Source organism: Psychrobacillus sp. OK032 (genome assembly GCF_900111345.1).
In the GTDB taxonomy this organism is placed as follows: Bacteria; Bacillota; Bacilli; order Bacillales_A; family Planococcaceae; genus Psychrobacillus.
The window spans coordinates 97,637-116,029 of sequence record NZ_FOGY01000005.1; the positions used below are offsets into that span (position 1 = coordinate 97,637).

The window sequence follows — 18,393 nt, forward strand, 5'->3', positions numbered from 1 at the left end:
CATTTTTTAATTGGAAGAATCCAGAATCACTCTCTATTTTCGAGATTAAATTCGAGATTCTTCATTTGGTAGCCCAGCCATCATAGTTTCCCTTAGATCTGTGACTTTGCGTCTCTACCTTTCGATAGTTTTGCCTTTTTCAAACGAGGAACTTGTTTCATTCTCATTCTTACTCTTAATATACTCCTATATTTTCCACTTAACTAGATTTAATATTTACTATTCTCAACTATGAGCTCATACCTATTTTTCGACATCATTCGACAGGAAATTACCCATTACTATAACGCAAACTTACCAATTTAGTATGAAATATACAAAATAGAGGCCCTTAATAGTTTATTTGGCCTCCTTTTAGATTTATTCTGCCGGAGACAAGGCTCTTTTATATGATACTGTGTTATTTCCGGAAAAAAACCCTTCGTTAAAATTTTCACAAAGTTGCGATATATAAAAATACTATGGTAAAATAAATGAAATTAATTCCAAAAAAAGTATAATAGCAAACTCTGATATTCAAGTATTTTAAACAAAAGAAGACCGTTAACAAGTATAGTCATTACCCCAAAACGTAGCGTACTCGTATTTAAGATTAAATAGTTTAAGAGGTGGTTTGAAGATGATAACGGAGAATAGAGAGCAAACTATATTTGATCACGTTGGAAATAAGATAATTACAGATAGAGAGATTGACATAGTCACTAGATTAGAGGAACCATTGATAGTGGTTTTAGGAAATATTTTAAGTAACGAAGAGTGCGATGAACTAATCAGATTGTCTAAGGACAAAATGAAACGTTCAAAAATTGGAACGACACGCGAAGTAAATGAACTGAGAACAAGTAGTAGTACGTTTATTGAAGAAAGTGAAAACGAAATTGTTGCTAGAGTCGAAAAAAGAATCTCATCTATTATGAATATACCTATTGAACACGGAGAAGGCATTCAAATCCTTCAGTATACTCCTGGTCAAGAGTATAAAGCTCATTACGATTTCTTTTCATCAACTAGTAAAGTAGCACACAATAATAGAATTAGTACGCTTCTTATGTACTTAAATGATGTAGAACAAGGTGGAGAAACTTTTTTCCCTAAACTGAATTTTTCAGTATCGCCCAAAAAAGGTATGGCAGTTTATTTCGAGTATTTCTATGACGATCAAAATTTAAATGATTTAACTTTACATGCTGGAGCACCAGTTATAACTGGTGAGAAGTGGGTCGCAACGCAATGGATGAGAAAACAAAAATTAAGATGAAAAGGTGCTAATTTATAGTTTTCGTACGCATATGAAGACTCCCAAACCAATAAAAGCTCAGAACAGTAGACTAGACTGCTAAGGAAAAATTTTTGCTATGATCATACACATGCCCCGATTCTAGAAAAAGTAAAAATATTAACGTATTCTAAGAGCAACATCTGAGTACAATAAAAAAGACCGTTTGATGTTTTCCCATCAAACGGCCCAATATATATAATAGGTTCCCTTCAAGGGGCTGGCTATTAATAGGTAGTTACCCATCTGAGCCGTTAACTCAAGGATGGGTTATTTTTTATGGTTAAATGAAAGACTTGATACAATCAATACTTATTTTGCTTACGATTAAGACCCAAACATTGATAAGGATAAACAAGATTTCAAATGGTGTGCTTGGCCTACTTATAAGGCCAAACCCACCTTAGCAATGGAATCACCCATTATGATAGAGCAATTGCTAAGCCACTAAAGGATACAGGGCCTACAACTGCAGCTTCTGTCCCACTAGTCAAATTTTGAGCAGTTACTTGGTAAACATGGGTACCTTGTCCAACATTAAAATCTATTGCTTGGAATGTTTCTACATAGTTTACTTCTGATGTAGTATCAGATTCTACTCCTACTTGGGTGTTGAAGATTTCTCTTCCGTCGCGGAAGATTCTAAACAAAATTTGGGATGTGCCTGTAACCCCGTGCACTCCTACTGTCGCAATTAATTCTACACGATTTCTAGTTGCACCACTGGGAATACTTATTCGAATATTTGCCAATGAAACCCTTAATGGTGAACGAGGAATCATAATTGGATTGTTTAGATTAACCCTACGAATGGGTTGTGCTGCTTGGTAATCAATTATCTGAACCACTATAGTCACCTCCTTAACTTTAATACTTTATAGTATGCAGTTTAGAAGGAAGAGCTTGGATAATTGAATTAATTTTAATAGATTTAATTGAAACTCAGTGAAATAGCAAAAACGCCAAAACCCCTATATATCAAGGATTTTGACGTTCAATGAAACTCAACTATGGGGACGGCGAGTGTTATGACAACTAATCCATGAAACCTTATTATATCAACGTTTATACAGCTTTTTCACATTCAAAAAATGCTCTTACAAAGGAATTAATAAGGTTTACTAAAATTGTGTTTTGTCCCTGTGTCTGAAACAAGCATGAAAATCATAACATTCACGTTTGTTTGAATTAACATGAATGTTTCCAACACAGGGTAACTTTTTTAATTTCCCCTTGCATTCCGCTTTTCTTTATATCTTCGGAAAAAATAGATAGAAATAGTAAGCCAAAAGCCACTGGCAAAATAACCTCCGATGATATCGCTCGGATAGTGCACACCCAGATAAATCCGACTGGTACCAATCATGAGAACGATTATAGTACTAATTATTATCAAAATAGTGCGCCATAACCGTGAAGGAATATGACGCCATAACAGAAATGTAAGAATTCCATAAACTGCAAGAGCATTCATCGCATGTCCACTAGGAAAGCTATATCCTCCTATTTCAATCAATCGATGCAAATCTGGTCTCACTCGATGAAAGAATTGTTTTAAGACCTGATTTATGATGGGCGTTCCAATAACAACAGTACCAAGCAATAAGAGTTCTGAACGATGCTTTAATACAAAATAAAGAATAAAAACTACTATTACAGAAATACCAAACACAATATGAAACGATCCGACGTACGTAAAAAATTTCATTATTGAGGTCAGAGTTGGTGATTCAAAACCTTGTATAAAGGTAATCACGTATTGATCAAATTGAACTATTTTATGCCCCCTAATTAAAATAGCCATACAACTAAAACCGATAAGTGAAACTAAACCAATAATAAAAGCAGTCAATAAATACCCAGTTAATCTCATACTGAAAACTCCTACCTTCATCTGTTCTTAGAAGATTTTTTTCTTTTTTGTCCAATGAAACTCTGCAAATATGGATAAGACATAGCAAGGTGTAATTTTTAATTTCACTAGTTCACTTCATTGTTTGTGTTTTTTGTCTTTGGGAATACAAGTTTTACAGAAGTACCTTTACCTAACTGACTTTCAATCACTAAACTTCCCTTGTATGTTTCCATCAACTTTAATGCAATAGATAATCCGATTCCATACCCGCCCTTTTTTCGGTTGCGAGATTTCTCTACTCGATAAAATCGATCTGTTACGTGTAGTACATCTTCTTTCGGTATTCCGATTCCAAAATCTTGAATAGTTAATTCCCGATGTCGGTAATTTACCGTTACTCTTTTGTCATCATTTGAATACTTAATTGCATTATCGATTAATATCGTAAGTAGTTGTTCCAAATGTTGCTCTTTCATTGGAAGAAGAGTGCCATCAAATAATTGAAGAGAAAACATAAATTCCGGGTGCGTCATTTCGAAGTCATTTACGACTTTTTCAATAACATTTATTGGATTGATCATAGAAATCGTGGCATCAACTGTTTTTTCCGAATCAAGTCTGGAAAGTTCTAATAAATCCTTCACCAATTTGTCCATGCGATCCACTTCTCTCAATGAAGAAGCCAATGATTTATTTAACACTTCCCGATCATCTTTTCCCCATCTATTCAACATCATTAAGTTTCCATTCAATACAGATAAAGGGGTTCTCAGTTCATGAGAAGCATCTTCTACAAATTGTTTTTGCTGATTGAAAGAAGTTTCAAGTTGATCCATTAGTTCATTAAAATGAATCGCTAATTCAGAGATTTCATCTTGTGCAGGTGGAATTTTCACTCTTTCTTTTAAACCAAATTTTTTGATTCTAGTAAGTGAATGAGAAATAGCTTGTATTGGTCTAACTATTTGTTTAGAAAGAAAAAGTGCTCCCACTAAACTCAAGAATACTGCACCAATTCCTGTTAAAAACATAACAAGGCTAAATTGTTCTAATAGTCCATCGAAAATCTCCATATTTCTTACGATTTCAATTGTTCCTACATAATTCATATCCACTAATGGTTCACGATATACAAGCAAACGGTCATCGCCTGATTTGACTAGCTCAAATTGTTCACTTTGAACTAATTGGGATGGTACATGCAATAATTCTTCTTCACTTACTGCCACGACACTTTTTCCATCTTTATCCAGGATGCGAATCGTCTCCGATTTCTCGTTAATCGAATGGATAAACGATTCATTTTCCTTAATGAATTGTACAGATAGTTTTTGATTGGAATAATAGTTTTGTATAGTAGTCATTTTCATTTCAATGGATTGCTCTTCATAATGAATCATCCAGCTGTTCATCACAAAGTATTGCAATATATTATAAGAAACAAACAAACCAATCATAAGCACAGTCGCCCATAAAACAATTTTCGATTTTAACTTTAACTTTTTCATCATTTCATCACATAACCAATTCCACGGACAGAGTGGATATAGTTGTCGTTTTCTTTATTTATCTTGTTTCGCAAATATCGTACATATACATCGACCACATTCGTCTCTACTTCTGTCTCATATCCCCAAATTTTCTCCAGAATCAATTCCCTAGAGAGAACTCGGTTCACATTTTGTAAAAACATTAAGAGTAGTTCATACTCTCTTTTGGTTAAAGAAATCTCTTCTTCCCCTTTTTTAACGGTTCGTGAAATAGTGTCAACTTCAATTTCATTGAATACTAAATGTTTCACAATATTTTCTTCATGTCGTTCATTTCTTCGAAAAATTACACGCATCCGTGCCAAAAGTTCTTCTATCGAAAAAGGCTTTGACATATAATCGTCTGCCCCAACATCTAAGCCCATTACACGATCCATCACACTATCTCTAGCAGTAAGCATAATAATTGGTGTTTCTTTAACTACTCGAATTCTTCTGCAAATTTCTATGCCATTTAAATGAGGTAGCATTAAATCTAAAAGTATAAGATCATAATGGTTATTTAACGCTGCTTCTAATCCATCTCTACCATCATGGAAAACCGTCACATCGAAGCCTTCGTGTTTAAGTTCTAACTCTAGAAATTCTGTAATGCTTTCCTCGTCTTCAATGATTAGTACTTTTTTCAATGTGAACCCTCCCACGAATTAACTTACCTCCATGTTATCGAACAATGGTAGGACAGACAAATTTCTTTATTGTTTTTTTCTTCTTGTAATGAAAAATAGTAATAGGAGTAAAACCATTGGCATTGCGATCGATACAATTTGAACAAAAAGTGGATTAATTTGTGTATTTCCTAAAATATGCACGGGTATTGACGCACTCGAATGAATTTGTTGATCGTCGTCACTACTTACAGTTACATACAATTTATACTGACTTGTATACACAAAACGAATTGGTAATTCAACTTTTACGGATTGCTGTGGCTTTAAAGTATCGAGTAGAATAGGTACATCTGCACTATAATCCTCTAAATTTACAGTCATATGTTTCCCGATATCTGCCATCGTAATATAAGCCATTGCATTTTTCAGCTCTTTGTCTGATAAATTGGTAATCTCAGCTTGCACACTCGTTTCAAGACCCGGGTAGTTTTCCACTGCATCAGGAGAGAGAATCTTAATATCTATCGTATCTTGTGCAATTGCAACCCCACTTGTTTGCATCATCAGCAGAAGAGAGAAGAGAAAAGCAAATGTAATCCATACCTTTTTCATCTTATTCTCCTCCTTTAAGGGTAATTTTATTATTTGCAAATAACAATAACGCAATACTTAATATTAAGAAGACGAGCACTGGCAGTAAATCCACCATCAGCACGGTGAAGCCGAGCCTATTCACAAAATAATCCTTTAAAGTCAACATGGATCGTGATAATGGGCTAACTGTGTCCACAATATGCGCAAATCCACTTTTTTTCATCGTCGTTGATAAGAACATTGGTATTGCCGTTACTAAAAATAAGACAAATGATAAAAGTGTAGAACTCTTCGTAGATGAAAGTATTGCGGAAAATCCTAGCGATAACGCTGCAAATCCAATGACTAAAGGAAAACAAATTAAATAAAGAAACACTAGTGCTTTCACAAATATATCCGTACCCATTGAAAGTGCAAAAAAGTAAGGTAGGGATATTAAAGATATGATGAACCAAAATAAGAGCAAACCTACTATTTTCCCAAATGTAATTTGCGCTTTAGACAAAGGGGATAATAACAGACTTTCGAGTGTCTCTCTTTCCCTTTCCCCCGCATACATATTCGATCCAATAATGATCGTTACTAAAATACTAATCCCTAAAACTACTTTCATAAACGTCATATTTACTTCTACCTGAGCAAGTAAACTAAGTTCTTTAACGGAGACAAAACTTAACGCTAGACCGCTAAACAATAGTGTCACTGCAAAATATATCCACAAGCTCTTTTTAGAAAAAACATTTTCCTTTATTTCCTTTCCGATGAGTGCCGCTATCATAGATTCATCTCCTTATCTTCTTGATCTGTAAGATAAAAGAAAACCTCTTCCAACGTAATTGGTTCCGTAGTATCTACTTTCAGTGAACCATACTTGTTCAATAGAGATTCTAAATAATCTTCTTCTATTAAGTTTCCTTCTTTTACAATTGCCACTCGATTACATATTTCGGAGATTTCTTTTAGCAAATGAGAAGTGATGAATATCGTAACCCCATGTTTTTTATTTAAATCATGTAAAATCATTTGGATATCTCTTTGGCCTTGAGGATCTAAACCGAGTGTAGGCTCGTCCAAAAAGATAAGTACGGGTTCATGAATAATCGTTTTTGCAATACCGATTCTTTGTCTCATCCCTCGAGAATATTGTCCAATTGGAATATTTGCTTTACTAGTCATTCCAACTTGTTGAAGTACTTCTTCTACTCGTTCTTTTTGTTTGTTTTTACTCACACCATAAAGTTGGGCAAAGAATAGTAAATACTCCGCACCGGTCATCCAGTTATAGTAGCCATGCGATTCTGGCAATACCCCTATCATTTTTCGAATTTCACGTTCGTTTCGTATTACACTTTTCCCTTGAATAACTACTTCTCCAGCTGTTGGCTTTAATAGTCCATCTAACATTCTAATAGTTGTTGTTTTACCAGCACCATTCGGACCTAAAAAACCATAAATATCGCCTTTATTTACTTGTAAATTTAGATGATTAACTGCAGTGAACCCATTTGGATATTGCATTGTTAAATCCTTCGTTTGGATCATGTTGTACCTCCTCCTAATAATTGATGAAAGAAAAAAAGGAAAAGATGGGATAACCATCTTTCCCCTTTAGAAACTCCAATTATTCGTTTCCTTCTTGTCCTTCAGCTTCATTGTCCGCTTCAACTTTCACTACTTTTCCTGTAGCAGCATCAATTTTCACGTCTTGTACTCCGTTAGTTGTTTGGATTTCAAAACCGTAAACAACTACGCCATCTTCATCTTCTAACTCGGACTTATTTACTGTTCCTGCAACTTCTTTCAAAGCAATTGCTTGCGCTTCATCTACAGTCAATTTTGCTTTTGCTTGAAGCTCGGCAATATTATCATCATTTTCTTCTCCATCATTTTCATCGTCATTTGCATCATTTTCGATCTTAACGATATCTCCGTTTATTGCATTGACTTTCACATCATTTACATCACCTGAAGCTGTTTGAATTTCAAAGCCGTAAACAACTACACCATCTTCATCTTCTAATTCAGACTCTTTTACTGTTCCCGCTACTTTGTTTAGTGCAATTACTTGTGCTTCATCTAATGATAATTTTGCTTTTGCTTGAAGCTCGGCAATATTTTCATCGTCTTTTTGCTCTTCTGCTTGAGTCGTTGTAGGTGCGTTGTTGCTTGCAAAAGCAGTAGAGAATACACTATTACCTACAACCGCACCTCCAATAAGTGTAGCTGCTAAAGCTGGGATTATCATTTTCTTTTTCATCTGTATTCCTCCTAAAAAGTATTGTGAATCTTTCTTACAGCCTTTATTCTGCCAGATGGTTATGAAAAGTTAACGAAGCTTTTTTAAGAAGTTGATGAAAGTTTAATGAGGATTTTCTCATTTTCTAGCGTGTTCACTAGTGTGCAATTCCTGCTACTTCTTCTCCACAAGATTCACCTTAATATGCTTTCTTTCATTTGCTTTCTTATTCGGGTATGCGTAAGAGTGAAGGGTTTGCTTTAAAGTGGAAGGCATTGTTCCCTATTATTTGATGCTGAGGCAACAATTAAAGAATTTCAATTCCGTTTGGGTCATAATGACGTAAAAACAACTTTAGACGTATATACTCACGTCACCAAAAAAGCAAAAGCTGAAACGATTGATAAGTTCGAAAAATAAATAACAAATTGATTGCTTTTAGGAATAGGTTTTTGACACGAATTTGACGAGATATATTTGAAATTCAATGAAACTATATGAAATAGCAAAAACGTCAAAACCCTTATATATCAAGGATTTTGACGTTCAATGAAACTCAATGAAATTAATCTATGGAGACGGCGGGAGTCGAACCTACAGTCTCATGAACCGTTGTAATACCAATGTTTATAAGAATTTATAGCTACTGTTAAAAATGTTTGACTACGTTTTTGACTACGTTTTATAAAAAATGAGTTGCGGGGGCAATATTTATTTATTTTACATATTTTATGTAAATATATCTATTTATTAATAAACTGCAAAAGTTCTTTTAATGTTTCTCTTACACTTTCCTCGTATTCCCGACCTTGGATTCCTGTTTCAAATAAATATCCAATTACCTGTTCATAAGTTAAACCCAATTTTTCCGGCAATTCTATTAACCAATCATGGTGATCTTTACCTTCAAGGGCAGTCAGAGCTATATCAATCCTGTCTAAACTAACACCAGTTAATTTAGCAAATAATTCCCTTTTCTCATCTAAGATTCTCATAAAAGGTTGCTCAACTGCTTCTACTCCAGGTAAAAATAAATAAGGCCAATTAAACTTCTCTTTAATAATTTCCCTTTGATCTCCATCAAAAATCCCTATAATCTTTAACCATTTAATATACTCAGGGAAATTTTTTAAATTATTTATAATCCCTTTTACCCCACCAACGTCTATAATCTCATATTCTTGCAATAAATTAGGCGCAAATTTACCTATCAAATATCTCACATAAACTCTAGCTGCTCTATCTTCTACAAAAATTATACCCTTTTTGTTATTAGGTACACCTATAACTTGTAATGCATCTATGTTAGATTCTAATTCGATAATTTTCACTGAGTCTTTACCGTTTACTAGCAATCTAATATGTTTAGGAGGAATCCTTGTTAAAATTACTGGAGAATGCGTAGTGATTATTACCCACACTTTATTTTTTTCACTTATTTTAGCAATAGCATTTAATAAAGCCTCTTGAGAACGAGGAGCTAAATAAGTTTCAGGCTCTTCTAAAAGTAAAACTGAATTTCTTCTAATTCTATTTAATCTCCAAAAAATTAAATGAACTGCTAACTCCCCTAAACCCATTTGTTCAGTTCCATATTCAATTCCTTTATACTTTACTTTAAAGTATGGTCTAATAACTTCATCGCTATATTCAGTTTCGTAAATCTTAACAGCATCATATTGTTTCCCTACAATATATGAAAGCATAGTAAGCTCGTCTTCATCTAAATCCATTTCACCTTCTGATTCTAATAATTCGACTATGTTAGTCATTTCTGCAAAAAATGAAATTAGTTGAGGAGCTTCAAGGGAAGCATCAATCCATTCACAATTAATATCTACTATTTCTGGCGTGCTTACTTTTTGTTTGGAATCATCGATTACAACATTTCTCTCTATTCTCGTTGCTTTAATAGTTATTTCACCAACTAAATTTACTTCTCCAAGTTTAAAGTAATTTCCAAAAATAGGTTTTTCAGATTCTAAAAAACTACCTATTGCCTGTAACAGAGTAGTTTTACCAACACCATTAGTTCCACAAATAGCTGTTATTCCACCATTAAAATGTATTTCTCCGTAGTCTAATCCTTTTAGATTTTCAAAAATCATATTTTCCAATTTGAAGCTATATTTTGAATCATATACATTTTTCCAATGATCAGTTATAGTAGCTGTTCTCATATACTGTTACCCCAACCGATTTCCATTAAGCTTTCATATATCTCATGATTGTCTTCCAAATTACTTTTGAATAAAAACTCATTAACTTTTTTTACTCTTTCGGTATCTATGATATCCATTTCATACATGTCAATATGAAAAATAAACATAATCCATATAATAGCATCTCTAGACACTACAGATAAAACATCAGCTACCCTTGAACTAGCTCTATCATTAAATATATTGAATAATTCTATAGTAAGATTTGGACTTATTTTTTTAAAACTTGAAATAACAATGTTTTCATTTCTTTTTATAGCGGTTGTTCTACATGTTTCGAATATGTATATATATCTTCCCACAACGTCAGAAGAAATATCAGGAGCTTGTTTGTTTAATTCAACAATAAAAGTTAACCAACTTAATAAGGTAGCTTTATTAAATTTTATAGTGCCATCGAAAGTTTTCGTAGCCTTAGAAAGATTTTCTAAGGCTTTTTCAACTCGTATAATAATATCATTATCAAAACCCTTCCCATCACGATATCTATCAGCTAAAGTTGTAGCCGTAATTTTTTCTCTTAAAGTTCCGAACTCTAAAAACATACATAGTCTAGCTACTACATCATCATACGCCATTCTAGAATTAGAAAAACCAATTTCATTTTTTGTTAAATTAAATTCATCAAACTTCTTAACAATTTCTTTAATTTGTTGTCGAGCTGGTCCAAAATAAGCATTCCTTTGTTCAGCAGAAGTTAAATTTGTTGGCTGATTTAATCTGTAAAATAATTCTCCTGGTTCACTTGGATGATAATCTACAATGTAATATACCCTTATAGTAAATTGTTCGAATTTCCTCCTCCAAACATCAGGTAAGTTTTTATATGTCAATCCATGCAATTCTAAAATTTCTTGATCTAAAGGTTCAATATAGCCATCTATAGCTATTTTTCCATTTACAAAATCTCTAATTGCTACTAACCTTTGCTGCCCATCTAAAACTTCTTGCTTTCCAGATTCTTTTACTTTGATAACATGGAGAGGTGGTACATGCCATTCTCTTAATATACTATCAATCAATCGAACCTTCTTATTAGGTCCCCATACTTCTCCTCTTTGAAAATCCGGTTGTAAATTAATATCGCCTTTTAAAATCCTTAATATTAAAGTTTCTACATCTGGATCTGATGGAAGCAATCTCACATTAATTCCCCCTAATTTACTTATTCTAAATATACACCATCTTTTTTATCTCATTAATAGTTAATAATAACAATTATTAAGTTTCTTAGATATAGAATCTTTTTAAAAAAAATTTAGGTATGTATTCTCATTCCAGTATAATGTAAAGTTTAAATGGCTACTAAATCACTGAAGCCTATGAATATTTTTTTATCAAACCATTATTGCAAATCATGAACGTCATTAGCTATTCAAATTGAATAGTTATTCTTATTCCATTTAAATTCACTTAAGAGATCCCTCATTTTCTACCTATACAAAAAACCTCTAATCTAATGATCAGAAGGCTTTTTTGTGTTGGTTCAACTAAATGAAAAAATTATGCGAAGTATAGTCTCGTGGATGCACCGCCTATTCTATTGAACCTTTGTGAAAATTTACATTTCCGACGCAAAATTTTTGGTAAATTATTAAATATACATATTTAAGTTTAATCTCCCATTACTTCTAAAGGTGGCAAACTATCTATTAAATCAATTGTTTGCATCGATACATTAATAATGCGAAGTAACAAATTAAAAATGTACTTTTCATCACTAGAAAAGTTATTGGGGTTTTCCACTATACCTGAAGCCTTATCACTTTTAACTTGATATTGCTCCATAATCCACTGAATTGCGGGCTTGCCATTAACAATATACTCATATGCTCTCTTAGGAATGTTAGTAATAATAATATCACCATTATAAATAATTGTATCTACTTTACCTTTTTTCGGATGTTTCATTTTATTAACTATAAAAGATGGATTATCTTTCGTCATTATTTCAACATCTTTATACACTGGTATATTCTCGTAATTCAAATGAAGGTTAACCAATTTTTTCCCAACTTCAGTGAATATTTCTTTATTTTTCAATATAGGGATCCTTGGTAGTCCTTTCCCTAAGTCATTTGCATATTTATCTTTGTATTCTTTTGAATGAAGAATAGCATATACATAATTAAATACATCCTCTGAAGACAAATTCAATATATTACATATTTCTTGTGGTATATTGTCAATAACCTCACCAAATAACCCTTCACCCCTTACAAATTTCAAAAATGCTTGTCCTGAATCTTGAAGGTGTAAATTTGGTATTAAATCGGTAACTATTGCAGAAAATCCTCTACTTGCACCAGAACCTGTAACATAAATAATCTTGTTATTTTCCGGCATTATATCTTTAAAACGTCCAGGTCTTTCGATAACAGCTGTATCATAAAATAACCATTTCTTAGTGAAGGGCCTATATAAGCTTTGTTTGATATTACTTAAATCTACATTAATTTCTTTACCTTTAACTAGATTATTTGCCAATCCGGTAGACCATTTTATATAATTATCATTAAAATTCCTAGCATTTAGTTTTTCAGTTTTATCTACAATTTTTGCTAACCTTCGCACTTCATTATTATAGTTTTCAACCATATATATGGTATTCTTTTGAACTGCGTGCATATCAAAACCATAAACCCAAGCATCTCTATTCGTGCTTACCCCTATAGCCTTTGTTATAAAATAATCTCCGTCTATACATTGATACATATCATAATCAAGGTCTCTTTGGTTTATCCAATCATTATTTTTATCTGGAATTAATTTATTCCATTCTAAATTAGTTATAGACTGCGTATTCCCTAAAATATTCAATTTATCTTCTCGTGATAAATATTCTCCTATATCATGATAAAAAATATCATGATTGTCAGAACCATCTTTAACTAAAATTGATATTGCAATCGGTGTTCGACTTCCTGAACCAAATATCTTCCCACCTTCTTTTCTAGACTGTTCACCTAAGGTTCTTTGATCACCTCTTAAGTTAAATATATATAAATAATTAAACTCTTCATGTAAACATTTACGGAAGCCGTCAGTACTCTGACTATCTACAAAAGAAGCATTAGTTACAAATCCAATGACTCCTTTGTCTTCCAAACGATCACTTGCCCATCTAAATGATTGAATATACATGTCGTAAAGAGATTTTTTTAAATTCGCTTTGCTTTGCTTAGAGTAGGTTTTATCAATAGATTCCTTTAGTTTTGTATAAGTAACATTTCGATTATCGTCATTTGCACTGGTTTGACCAACAGAGTATGGCGGATTACCCACGATGGCAAAAATCGGATTTTCTTTTTGTTTCTTTAGACGTTCATTATTTTCATTAAACAACTCACTTGTAAAGGAAGTTTTAGTTTCTGTACTTTCAAAAGTATCTGTTAAAACAATACCTTCAAATGGAATGTATTCGCCACCATATAAGTTATGAAATGTTTCTTCAATATTAATAGCCGCAATATAATAGCTCAGCAATACAATTTCATTCGCATGAGTTTCTTGCGTGTATTTACGCAATAACTCTTCTCTTGGAATTAATCCACTTTGTAATAAGCGAGTAATGAAAGTTCCTGTACCAGTAAACGGATCGAGCAGATGAACACCTTCGCTCGCCAATGATTTACCGAAGTGCTTTTTCAGTACATCATCTACGGAATGAATAATGAAATCTACTACTTCAACTGGCGTGAACACAATGCCAAGTCGTTCTGTCGTCTCTTTGAATCCAACTTTGAAGAACTTGTCATACAGTTGAATAATAATATCCTGTTTTGCTTTTAAATTATCTACGCCTTCAGCACGTACACGTACACTATCATAGAACGAATTTAGTCGCTCTTGTTCTTTCATTAATCCTTTTTCATCTAATATCGCTAAAATTGATTCCAATGATTTAGAAACAGGATTGTTATGAACGAAGCTATAAGAATCAAATAACGCTTCAAATACAGGTTTTGTAATTAAATGTTGGGCTACCATTTCAATAGCCTGTGTATAACTAATCGAATCATTGATATTATAACGCAAACTTTTTACAAATTTTTGAAATTCCATATAAACTTTACTATTTGTGTCTTCTAGCATTACTCGAATACGTGTCATGTGTTGTTGAGCGATTTCAGCAACATCTTTTGACCAATCTTCCCAATAACGTACATTTCCCACTTTACGAACAATCTTACCGTAGATAGCACGTTCTAAATCTGTTAGATCTTCTTCTGTCAGCATAAGTTCTAATTGGTGTGTGACAGGCTTTAATTCACCATCTTCTGGAGCATCACCTACACCAATAATTTGAATCTGTTCAGGTTTCTTCTTATTTAATTCAAGCTTATTTATCGTTGCGTCAAAACGCTCGTCCAATGAACGCAGAGCATTTAAAACTTCCCAAACGACACGATACTTTTCATTGTTATCCAGTACACTATTTGTGTCCTTACCTGCTGGTACACCAATCGGCAAAATGACATATCCATAATCTTTGCCTTCTGTTTTACGCATGACACGGCCTACGGCTTGAGCAATATCAATTTTAGATTTACGTGGTTTCAAGAACATAATAGCGTCTAAATCCGGTATATCTACACCTTCTGTTAAGAAACGAGCATTTGATAAAATACGGCATGTGTTTTCTGGTACATCACCTTTTAACCAAGAAATCTTTTTGTTCTTTTCAAGTGCATTCATTGAACCATCCGCATGATCAATTTCAACATTATATTGATGTTCATCATCAGGATCTTGATTCAAGTATTGGTCAACAACATGTGAAAACATATCTGTAATTAATTTAGATTCACGAATTGTTCCTGCAAAGGCAATGGCACGATTCATTGGAGCCCCTAGAGCTTCATCCGAATTATTTTTCCGACGTACTAGACCATTCCAACAACCAATGATTTTGGTTACATCGTCAAACTCTAGTTCCGAATCTTTATTAGCCAACATTTGTTGGAAACGACGAGCAATCATTTCTTCATCAACGGCTAATACCATTACTTTATAATCCGTTAAGATGTCTTTACGAATGGCATCACCAAATCCAATACGATAAAATTCTTTACCATATAGCACAGGGTTATCCATATCAGCAATCACAACGGACATTTCTTCTGCTTTTTGTTTAGCACCTTCACCATATACACGAGGAGTAGCCGTTTGGTATAGACGTTTTGCAGTTTTTATATTTTCATCATAATGAACTTTTGTGAAACTACTGTCTTCTTTATTTAATTCTGTTGCTCCTGTTGTTCTATGCGCTTCATCACATACTACTAAATCGAACTCATAGAATCCGTTTTGCTGTGCTTCAATGATTACATCAATGGATTGATATGTTGAAAAGACCGTTATAAAATCGCCTTTGGCTTGATTACTTTCAATACGGCTTTGGTATTCTAAAAGCTTCTCAGTACTTGTAGTTGCTGGATAACCAATGTCTGCAACTGCAATATCTTCATACTCATTTTTACTTTCTTGTTTCGTTACTTTTCGATCCGAGCAAACGGCGATAGCGTCCATATTGTAATTTGTATCTGCAGTCCAACCACGTAATGTTTGTGAAAGTAATTGTATGCTTGGAACTAAATATAGAACTCTGAAAATACTACCTTTTTTCTTCGCTAATTCCTCTGCAATAGCCATAGAAGTGTAAGTTTTCCCTGTTCCAGGAGCCATGATAAGCTTTCCACGATCTGCTGTCTCGAAACCTTTTACAACAGCTTCAATAGCTGGTACTTGGTGACGACGAGGTGTTTTTTTGCTTTGTACAGTTACCTTTTCAGGCGCAGTAAATTTAAACTTTGACCAATCAATGTTACTTTCTTGTAATTGTGTTAATGAAATACGAGTGATTATCTTATCACGACCTACTAATGCATCTTCTGCATTTTTCCCCCACTTATCAGTTGATGTAATGATAATTCCTCTAGCATAATACTTCTTGCCAACTTCGTTTAAGAAAGAGTCAATATGTAGCTTTTGGATAGTGAGATCCTCTGCATAATATTTACATTGAATTGCAACTAGATTCCCTGTTTCACGTTCCCTTGCGACTAAGTCAACACCTGTATCATTTTTAGGTATTTCATATTCCACTGGTACTTCGTTTAATGTCCAAACTTTATCAAATAAGCGCTCATACATAGGCTCATTTTTAAAATATGTACGTGATAATAACTCAAACATCGTGCCTCTATCACGTTGGGTACGATATGCTACATCCATTTCTTTAACTAATGAAATGAAACTATTTGAACTTTTTATTTCTGCACTCATTTATTACACCTTACTTTCTTATTTCAAATTACCACTCTTAACCAATTCAATTATTTATCCCTTTAATTATTACAGTTATACTGCTTAACAAAAGAAACTATACTGAAACTCAATAATAAAGGAAAAACAAGTAAGTACTTCTTGGCACCAAAATTTTATATACCAAAGGGGTACCCCATTGTTTCATACCCATCCCCTTTTCACAACTGCTTCCTCATATTCCAAAAACTCTCTCTTTCAATAATAAATCAATTCAACGAATTATAGACGCATACTCTGTATTAAAGTATTTTTTTACATCATTTTTTCTATATGGAACGTTATATTTTTTTCTTATAAACTTTAATTCATTTAAAAACAAATCTATTTTTCTATTTTTTTCTATACTCTTAACTGCCGATATTAAACCTTGTAATTTGTTTAATTCATCTACAAAATTCATTTTAGTAAACTCACTAGGATTTCTGTCCATATTCTTTACTTTTTCATAGGATTCTTGTAGTTTTTTTAATAGCTTCTTAGGAGCCTTTGCTTCTCCTAAATCATCTAAAAATACCCCCGTCACTTCTACCCCTTTTTTTACTATCAATTTTGATTTTATGGGATGAACTTTAAGTTGATGTTTTTCAATTATTTGATAACATTTACGCTTCAAAGATTTATTAATAAACTTATTTGAAGAAAAAGTTAAGTCATCATAGTAACAACTAAATATCATTTCATTTTCTACTGCTACAGTCGCTAATTCATTATACATACCTACATATGCTAAGTAGCTTAGTATTGGACTCGTCGGGTAGCCTTGAGGAAGATATCTTCCATCTTTTTTCTCACATGGAATTGTAACAAAATCAGTTAATATTTTTGCTATGTCATCTGCCATTTGAAATTTTCCTTTAAATAAATCATATACATATGAGTCCAAGGTAGAAGGAAAAAAATTTTGAATATCTATAAGCATTAGATAATTATTTGCTTTATGAATAGATGCATTTTGTATATGACTTTTTTCTTTAATCCCACCAAAGACATAAGACGGTAATTCAACTTGCATTAATAATCTGACCAATTTTCTTAAAGCTTTTTTATGTTCATCATTTGGATTATATATATCCCTTTGCTTCCCGTTAATAGTGGAAAGATGTTGTGGTAGCTTATATGGTAGAAACTCAAGTGAGACATTTTTTAAGCTCTTTTTATCTACACTCAAAATATCTGCCAGAAGTTTTTTATTGGATAATCCATATAACTTGCTATTATTAAATTGCATAAAAAAACTCCTTCTTATTTAATGAATAAGAAAGAGCAGAAATTAGACCTTCAATGAAGCGGATACCGTAAGGAAGAACAAAGTTTAGACTTTTTAAAATCCAAACTAACGCTTGGAGTAAAAAAGCGGCAAATGGCATCGCTCCAAACCAACCAGAAAAGAAATAGAAAGTTTTTACGGAACTAATTTTACCATCATCACCTCGAATACTTCCCGATACCCAAGATCTCAACTGAATAGCTTTACGTTTAATGTATTTCATTTAACTTTACCTCCTATAAGTACTAAGGCTTTCGCCTCCCCCTTGCATATACTTACTAGGATTTTTAAAGGTTGAAACCCGTCTAATAAAGATTTCCGCTCTTCATAACTGGCTAATATAGCCATTTCCCCCCTTGCGTTCAGTCATCGATTATGCATAGAAATACGCATTATACGAGTGCTGTACCTATGACATGCGATGGCGACATTGCCATAACGTTGTCGTAGAG

14 protein-coding genes and 1 riboswitch are annotated in these 18,393 nt (G+C 33.1%); of the genes, 1 reads left to right on the forward strand and 13 read right to left on the reverse strand.

The genetic code is table 11. The features are described 5' to 3' along the window. Positions 1 to 64 precede the first annotated feature (64 nt). Positions 65 to 145: riboswitch (cyclic di-GMP riboswitch) on the reverse strand. A gap of 474 nt (positions 146 to 619) precedes the next feature. After that, positions 620 to 1,258, forward strand: a complete 639-nt coding sequence (locus BMZ04_RS11160) for a 2OG-Fe(II) oxygenase (protein ID WP_093269972.1) — start codon at positions 620 to 622, stop codon at positions 1,256 to 1,258. 440 nt (positions 1,259 to 1,698) lie between these two features. On the opposite strand, the gene BMZ04_RS11165 is transcribed toward BMZ04_RS11160, so the two are convergent. The 13 genes from BMZ04_RS11165 to BMZ04_RS11225 all read right to left on the reverse strand — a co-directional run bounded on the left by BMZ04_RS11165 (position 1,699) and on the right by BMZ04_RS11225 (position 18,164). Continuing rightward, complete coding sequence (locus BMZ04_RS11165) at positions 1,699 to 2,124, reverse strand: exosporium protein C (RefSeq protein WP_143128298.1); 426 nt, start codon at positions 2,122 to 2,124, stop codon at positions 1,699 to 1,701. Between the two features lie 374 nt (positions 2,125 to 2,498). After that, positions 2,499 to 3,149 carry a phosphatase PAP2 family protein gene (locus BMZ04_RS11170; protein ID WP_093269981.1) on the reverse strand — a complete coding sequence of 217 codons (651 nt, stop codon included), beginning with the start codon at positions 3,147 to 3,149 and terminating at the stop codon, positions 2,499 to 2,501. Between the two features lie 107 nt (positions 3,150 to 3,256). Further along, positions 3,257 to 4,642 carry a sensor histidine kinase gene (locus BMZ04_RS11175; protein ID WP_093269985.1) on the reverse strand — a complete coding sequence of 462 codons (1,386 nt, stop codon included), beginning with the start codon at positions 4,640 to 4,642 and terminating at the stop codon, positions 3,257 to 3,259. Beyond that, positions 4,639 to 5,310, reverse strand: a complete 672-nt coding sequence (locus tag BMZ04_RS11180; RefSeq protein ID WP_093269989.1) for a response regulator transcription factor — start codon at positions 5,308 to 5,310, stop codon at positions 4,639 to 4,641. Before BMZ04_RS11180 ends, BMZ04_RS11175 begins: the two co-directional genes overlap by 4 nt. Positions 5,311 to 5,376: 66 nt before the next feature. After that, the gene (locus BMZ04_RS11185) at positions 5,377 to 5,904 is read right to left on the reverse strand and encodes a COG1361 family protein (RefSeq protein ID WP_093269992.1); all 528 of its coding nucleotides are present in this window, start codon (positions 5,902 to 5,904) and stop codon (positions 5,377 to 5,379) included. A 1-nt stretch (position 5,905) separates the two neighbouring features. After that, positions 5,906 to 6,664, reverse strand: coding sequence for an ABC transporter permease subunit (locus tag BMZ04_RS11190; protein ID WP_093269995.1), 759 nt, complete (start codon positions 6,662 to 6,664; stop codon positions 5,906 to 5,908). After that, positions 6,661 to 7,428, reverse strand: coding sequence for an ABC transporter ATP-binding protein (locus tag BMZ04_RS11195; RefSeq protein ID WP_177184417.1), 768 nt, complete (start codon positions 7,426 to 7,428; stop codon positions 6,661 to 6,663). Before BMZ04_RS11195 ends, BMZ04_RS11190 begins: the two co-directional genes overlap by 4 nt. 79 nt (positions 7,429 to 7,507) lie before the next feature. Further along, complete coding sequence (locus tag BMZ04_RS11200) at positions 7,508 to 8,143, reverse strand: PepSY domain-containing protein (protein ID WP_093270000.1); 636 nt, start codon at positions 8,141 to 8,143, stop codon at positions 7,508 to 7,510. A gap of 722 nt (positions 8,144 to 8,865) precedes the next feature. Then, entirely contained in the window at positions 8,866 to 10,302 is a 1,437-nt protein-coding gene (locus BMZ04_RS11205; protein WP_093270003.1) for an ATP-dependent nuclease, read from the reverse strand. Further along, the gene (locus BMZ04_RS11210) at positions 10,299 to 11,489 is read right to left on the reverse strand and encodes a DUF262 domain-containing protein (protein ID WP_093270006.1); all 1,191 of its coding nucleotides are present in this window, start codon (positions 11,487 to 11,489) and stop codon (positions 10,299 to 10,301) included. Before BMZ04_RS11210 ends, BMZ04_RS11205 begins: the two co-directional genes overlap by 4 nt. A gap of 469 nt (positions 11,490 to 11,958) precedes the next feature. After that, positions 11,959 to 16,632: a DEAD/DEAH box helicase gene (locus tag BMZ04_RS11215; protein WP_093270011.1), complete on the reverse strand. Its 4,674-nt coding sequence runs from the start codon at positions 16,630 to 16,632 to the stop codon at positions 11,959 to 11,961. A 253-nt stretch (positions 16,633 to 16,885) separates the two neighbouring features. Beyond that, a complete protein-coding gene (locus BMZ04_RS11220) occupies positions 16,886 to 17,902 on the reverse strand; it encodes a reverse transcriptase family protein (RefSeq protein ID WP_093270014.1) in 1,017 nt (338 codons plus the stop codon). Beyond that, positions 17,892 to 18,164, reverse strand: coding sequence for a hypothetical protein (locus tag BMZ04_RS11225; RefSeq protein ID WP_093270017.1), 273 nt, complete (start codon positions 18,162 to 18,164; stop codon positions 17,892 to 17,894). Before BMZ04_RS11225 ends, BMZ04_RS11220 begins: the two co-directional genes overlap by 11 nt. Between the last annotated feature and the right edge of the window lie 229 nt (positions 18,165 to 18,393).

Excerpts from the sequence above, each read along its gene's own strand:
- BMZ04_RS11225 (WP_093270017.1), bottom strand. The coding sequence starts at position 18,164 with ATGAAATACATTAAACGTAAAGCTATTCAGTTGAGATCTTGGGTATCG.
- BMZ04_RS11200 (WP_093270000.1), bottom strand. The coding sequence starts at position 8,143 with ATGAAAAAGAAAATGATAATCCCAGCTTTAGCAGCTACACTTATTGGA.
- BMZ04_RS11205 (WP_093270003.1), bottom strand. The coding sequence starts at position 10,302 with ATGAGAACAGCTACTATAACTGATCATTGGAAAAATGTATATGATTCA.
- BMZ04_RS11160 (WP_093269972.1), top strand. The coding sequence starts at position 620 with ATGATAACGGAGAATAGAGAGCAAACTATATTTGATCACGTTGGAAAT.
- BMZ04_RS11190 (WP_093269995.1), bottom strand. The coding sequence starts at position 6,664 with ATGATAGCGGCACTCATCGGAAAGGAAATAAAGGAAAATGTTTTTTCT.
- BMZ04_RS11215 (WP_093270011.1), bottom strand. The coding sequence starts at position 16,632 with ATGAGTGCAGAAATAAAAAGTTCAAATAGTTTCATTTCATTAGTTAAA.
- BMZ04_RS11185 (WP_093269992.1), bottom strand. The coding sequence starts at position 5,904 with ATGAAAAAGGTATGGATTACATTTGCTTTTCTCTTCTCTCTTCTGCTG.
- BMZ04_RS11175 (WP_093269985.1), bottom strand. The coding sequence starts at position 4,642 with ATGATGAAAAAGTTAAAGTTAAAATCGAAAATTGTTTTATGGGCGACT.
- BMZ04_RS11170 (WP_093269981.1), bottom strand. The coding sequence starts at position 3,149 with ATGAGATTAACTGGGTATTTATTGACTGCTTTTATTATTGGTTTAGTT.
- BMZ04_RS11220 (WP_093270014.1), bottom strand. The coding sequence starts at position 17,902 with ATGCAATTTAATAATAGCAAGTTATATGGATTATCCAATAAAAAACTT.
- BMZ04_RS11195 (WP_177184417.1), bottom strand. The coding sequence starts at position 7,428 with ATGATCCAAACGAAGGATTTAACAATGCAATATCCAAATGGGTTCACT.